Here is a 2921-nt window from a genome sequence, read left to right as displayed (position 1 = left end):
GGCGGACGGCGCTCCACCCGGCCGAGGTGCTAGCACAGCGGTTGGCGTGATTCCCCACCCTCGAGGCCGGACCCTCCGCGTCCTCGAGGCCGGACCCGAGAGCAAACTGATGCCCTTGTGTTGAGATCGTTGGTCGAGCTCTGCGGCGGTGGCGCACCGCATCCCTCCACGAGTCATCCCCGCGCAGGCGGAGACCCATACGGTATGGCTCGCGGCCTCGAGGTCGGTCGCAGCGCTTCACCCCTCACCCTGTCTCTCCCGCGGAGAGAGGGGACCTCGTAAGCCGGCGAGCTATCAGGGTGCTGCGCGTTGCTGGTCTCCCGCTGCGCTTCCCGGCATCGATGATGATCCGGTCCCTGTAGGTCGTCACAGCGCAGTCGGCTTGGGATGACCCAAACGGTACGACGGCGATCTGACTCAGACGGTCAGGTCCGTCCTCGAGGACGGTCAGTAGATGAACGTCGAGAAGCCCGCAGACAGGCCGTAGAATGAGAGCGAGCCGTCGTCGAAGGTGAGGTCAGTCGTTCGGTAGAACGCGTTGCCTCGGAGGGCGACGTTACGAGCGATTGGAAGCTCGACGCCGGCCGCGACGCCGCCACCGACGCTCACGTTGGACGACACCGTTACGGCCGTGGGAAATCCCGTGGCTAGTGCCCCGGCCTCCTGTCGCGACCGCGCATAGGAGAGTGAAACGTCGGCCTCCACGAACGGCCGTGCGGCTGAGCTGTCGGTGAGGTAGTACGTCACCATCGGGCCGAGGCCGGCGCTCAGCGTCGAGAACGACAACGACTCTTCTCTGATGGCGGAACTGAACGAGGAACGGGAGTACCCGAGTTGGACGGACGTCGAGAGTGCGAGTCGGTCCGAGACGAAGACCCCGATGCGGGGGGACAGCGACGCCGACGTGTTCTCATCGAACCGTGTGATCGACGCCCCGCCTCCGAGCAGCCGGACTCCTTTCGCCGTCTGATCCCACTCCGACCGGTCGTCGGGCGCCGGCTGGGCGAATGCGGGCAGGGATACGACGAGAAGAGCGAGCAGGGACAGCCGCATGGATTGGCGAGGAGTGTGCCGAAAGACTACTCCGCCCCGGTCCTCCCGGCGCCCCCAACGGCCGTGCCCTCGAGGGCATTAAAACCCCTCTTCGTCCTCGATGTGGCGCGGCCGCACCAAGGCCAACAGCGCCTGGTGCGGGACGATCAGGAACGCCTCACCGGCGTACTCGACCTCGATGGCCTCCTTTCGCAAGAACAGCGCTTGGTCCCCCGTGCGGGCCTGGAGCGGGAGGTAGCGCACCGGCGACGCCTCGTCCCAGGCCTCGGCCGTCGAGTAGTCCGGGTTGGGAATGACCACGCCCGGCCCGACCTTGACGACGCGACCGCCCTGGACGCGCTCCTTGGAGGCGACGCCCTGGGGCAGGTAGAGGCCGCCCGCACTTTGGTCGGCGTCGTCGCCCGGCCGGATCAGGACGCGGTCGCCGACGACGTGGACGGAATCGAGAGATGGCAGAAAGTCCATGGAGCGCTCTGGGTCGCCTGGCATCCTTTTCCAGACGGCCGCGTAGGATACCGCCCCTCTGACCTGCACGTCCCGATCCCCATGCGAAGCACTGGCGCCATCATCCTCCTCGTCGTTCTCCTGCTCGTCGGCTTTGCCGGCTGTTCGGGGTGCGGCACGTACAACAGCCTGGTCTCCCAAGACGAGCAGGTAACCGGTGCCTGGGCCGAGGTCGAGAACCAGTACCAGCGCCGCGCGGACCTGATCGACCAGGTCGTGTCCACGGTCCAGGGCCAGGCCGACTTCGAGAGCGAGACGTTGCAGAACGTCATCGAGGCCCGCCAGAACGTGACCAACGTTCAACTCGACGCCGACGACCTCAACAACCCCCAAGCGGTCGAGCGGTTCGAGCAGGCCCAGACCGCGCTCGCCGCATCCGTCGGGTCGCTCTTGAACGTCGTCCGGGAGGACTACCCGGAGCTCCGGGCCAACGAAGGGTTCTTGCGCTTGCAGGACCAGATCGAGGGCAACGAGAACCGGATCGCGACGGCGCGCCGTGACTACAACCGCGCCGCGACGGACCTCAACGCCCGGATCCGCACGTTTCCCGCGACGCTCGTTGCGGGCTTCGCCGGCGTCGACCGACGCGAGACGTTCGAGGCCGAGGCCGGCGCCGAGCAGGCGCCCGAGATCTCGTTCGACTAGCCGCCCGTCTCTAGATCGCCCGTCCTGACTCGGCCTCCCCGCCGACGCGTCGTCCCCCGTGCCCGTGCTCCGCTCCGTCCTGGCCGTCTTGCTGCTGTTCGCCCTCGAGGGCGCGGCGGCCCAACAGGGCGGGCCCGGCTACGACGCGGCGTTCGACGTCCCCTCGAGGCCGACACCGGCCCGGCTCGTCAACGACTTCTCAGGCACACTGTCGGCAGCGGAGCGCGACGCGCTCGAGCGAAAGCTGGTCGCCTTCGACGACTCGACCGGGTCCCAGATCGCAGTCGTCTTGGTCCCCTCGACGAACGGCGTCGCGCCGGTCGACTACGCGACCGAGATCCTGCGCTCGTGGGGCGTCGGCCGGGCAAACATCGACGACGGCGTCGTGCTCCTGGTCGCGGTCCAGGACCGGGACGTCTTTATCGCGACCGGCTTCGGCGCCGAAGGTGCCCTGACCGACGCGACGGCCGGCACCATCATCCGGTCCGTCATCGTGCCCCGGTTCCGGCAGGGCGCGTTCTACGCCGGCATCGACGAGGCCACGACGGCGATCGCGTCGGCGCTGTCGGGTCAGTTTGAGGCGCCCTCGAGGTCGGCGCCCGCGGCAGGTGGTGAGGTCGACAGCCTGTTGTGCATGTTGTTCATCATGTTCGTCATCCTGGTCGTGCTGTCCTCGAGGACGAAGGCGCCCCCGCCATCGGGGCGTAGCGGAGGTGGAC

General features: G+C 68.0%; 4 protein-coding genes. 2 read left to right on the top strand and 2 right to left on the bottom strand.

The genetic code is table 11. The features are described 5' to 3' along the window. Positions 1 to 447: 447 nt before the first annotated feature. Both WBA11_RS15900 and WBA11_RS15895 read right to left on the bottom strand, forming a co-directional pair. Positions 448 to 1053: an outer membrane beta-barrel protein gene (locus tag WBA11_RS15900; protein ID WP_424521639.1), complete on the bottom strand. Its 606-nt coding sequence runs from the start codon at positions 1051 to 1053 to the stop codon at positions 448 to 450. A 78-nt stretch (positions 1054 to 1131) separates the two neighbouring features. Next, on the bottom strand, positions 1132 to 1518 hold the full coding sequence (locus WBA11_RS15895; RefSeq protein WP_424521638.1) for a co-chaperone GroES: 387 nt from the start codon (positions 1516 to 1518) through the stop codon (positions 1132 to 1134). A gap of 81 nt (positions 1519 to 1599) precedes the next feature. On the opposite strand from WBA11_RS15895, the gene WBA11_RS15890 reads away from it, so the two are divergent. Both WBA11_RS15890 and WBA11_RS15885 read left to right on the top strand, forming a co-directional pair. Continuing rightward, entirely contained in the window at positions 1600 to 2202 is a 603-nt protein-coding gene (locus tag WBA11_RS15890) for a LemA family protein (RefSeq protein ID WP_424521637.1), read from the top strand. 58 nt (positions 2203 to 2260) lie between these two features. Beyond that, positions 2261 to 2921 (top strand): TPM domain-containing protein (locus WBA11_RS15885; RefSeq protein WP_424521636.1); only part of this gene is annotated, 661 nt, incomplete at its 3' end.

Origin of the sequence: Rubrivirga sp. (assembly GCF_049648075.1) — a bacterium.
Classification (GTDB): domain Bacteria; phylum Bacteroidota; class Rhodothermia; order Rhodothermales; family Rubricoccaceae; genus Rubrivirga.
This window is presented reverse-complemented; position numbering and strand designations above follow the sequence as displayed.

What these genes read in the sequence shown, in the direction of transcription:
- WBA11_RS15900 (WP_424521639.1), bottom strand. Translation starts at nt 1,053, where the DNA reads ATGCGGCTGTCCCTGCTCGCTCTTCTCGTCGTATCCCTGCCCGCATTC.
- WBA11_RS15895 (WP_424521638.1), bottom strand. Translation starts at nt 1,518, where the DNA reads ATGGACTTTCTGCCATCTCTCGATTCCGTCCACGTCGTCGGCGACCGC.
- WBA11_RS15890 (WP_424521637.1), top strand. Translation starts at nt 1,600, where the DNA reads ATGCGAAGCACTGGCGCCATCATCCTCCTCGTCGTTCTCCTGCTCGTC.